Genomic DNA, 1,755 nt, shown 5'->3' with positions numbered 1-1,755 from the left:
TAAGTCCAGCGGTATGATGTCAAGTCCCTAATTCGGTCGAATTGGAAATTTTCTTGGCTGTACACATGAGGAGAGCCAAAAAATGGACGCATCAAACTAAACCCAGTCGAAATTCAAGTAAAATACCAAATATTAACTGGGAATTCACGAAGGACTTTAGCAAAGGAGGCATTAATCCTTCACAGGCGTCACCTTCTTCCGTGGCGTATAGAGTTGGCCGTTGCGTAGCAGCACATCGACCAGACGCACGAGTTTTCTTGCCGTTAAGACGAGGGCGCGTTTGTGTTGGTGCTTGGGCACTTCTTTGAATTTCTTCCGGTAATATTCACCGAACTCTTCATCGCGGTTCTTCACCGAGTTGGCAGCTTCAACCAGGTAATAGCGAAGGAATCGGTTGCCGGATTTAATGCGTTTCGTATCTTCGGCCTCAAACGAGCCGGACTGTGTCTTGCGCCATGTGAGGCCGGCGTACTTTGCGACAGCGGCTTGATCGTTGAAGCGCTCGATGTCGCCGATCTCAGCAAGGATGCCAGCGGCATAGACGCGATCAATGCCGGGAACGGAACGCAGGCACAGGGCTCCAGGGATCGTCTCGAGAATCTTCTCGATCGCTTTGTCCAAATCTTTCAGTTGAGCTTGGATGCTTCGGATAGCTTGGATTGATGTGCCCAGTACAAGGTCAATGGAGTCCTCAACCACCTTTGAAAGGCGGTAGGAGGCTCTAGCTGCCTTCTGGATACAGGCGGCAACGTTCTCAGGATCCGGGAAGCGATTGCGTCCCTTGTCCCGCAAGTAGTCAGCCAGGTCGCCAACCTCCATCGTAGCGATGTCGTCAAGACTGTACTTCTCGGAAAGCATCTCGAGGATGGCATGGCCGAACACAGAGCTCTCGACTTCGGTCGTGAAGGCATTGCACTTGTAGAACAGGTTCTGCAAGAAGTACTGCTTCTCGCGCGTCAAGTTGTGAATCAAGTGGAACCGCATGCGTGTCAGGCGCTGGAGCGCCACGTACTGCTCCTGCATGACGATGGTGGTCGTCAGTCTGCCAAAGCGCAGTCGATCCGCAATGACCCAAGCATCCAGACGATCGGTCTTGTCCAAGTCGGGGTAAGCATCTCTAAACTTGCTGACCAGCTTCGGGTTAATGGTGAAGACCTTGGCGTTGCGCTCCTTGAGCGAAGCGTCCTGATGCAAGTACATGGCGGGATGCCAGCTGTAGACTGATGTGGACTCGAGACCAATATGGATCTCGGTGATCGAATGCTTGTCCGCAAGGGCAACGACGCGGTCTCTCAGATGAGAAGCGCCTTCGAGATTATTCTTTACGGTGAGCGTCTCTAGCTTGTCGCCGTCTGCATTCATGAAACACGTCTCCAGTTCTTTCGAACTGACGTCAATACCGACAAATAGCTTCAATGGGAATTCCTCCTTTCGGTTAGGGATTCAGGGAATAGGCTCTCCGGGATGCCTCCGGCGCACGCGCAGATCAATCACCCTCGCCTATAAGAACACGCTTCGGTCCATGAGCTGCCCTGGTTTGCTAGTGCCAGGCATGGGGTGCCGAAGGGAACGGCCAGCGGGTCAGAAGTTCAGACGCGTACCGGAGAAACAGACTTAAAATGTAGACGATGCTACAGGAGGGAAAAGAATTTCCCCGATGGATCCCTAAGATCCATTGTCCAGAGGCATGCCGGAAAGTCCAGTCCCTCATTCAGATTTCAACGTGCAAATTTACTGGAAATTGAGAGGTTCGCC

At 52.3% G+C, this 1,755-nt stretch carries 1 protein-coding gene; it reads right to left on the bottom strand.

Features of this window, described 5'->3' with window-relative positions; genetic code table 11:
• Positions 1 to 171: 171 nt before the first annotated feature.
• Entirely contained in the window at positions 172 to 1,416 is a 1,245-nt protein-coding gene (locus PAT3040_RS12785) for an IS110 family RNA-guided transposase (protein ID WP_108992956.1), read from the bottom strand.
• Positions 1,417 to 1,755 lie beyond the last annotated feature (339 nt).

It is taken from the genome of Paenibacillus agaridevorans (assembly GCF_003112455.1).
In the GTDB taxonomy this organism is placed as follows: domain Bacteria; phylum Bacillota; class Bacilli; order Paenibacillales; family Paenibacillaceae; genus Pristimantibacillus; species Pristimantibacillus agaridevorans.
This window is presented reverse-complemented; position numbering and strand designations above follow the sequence as displayed.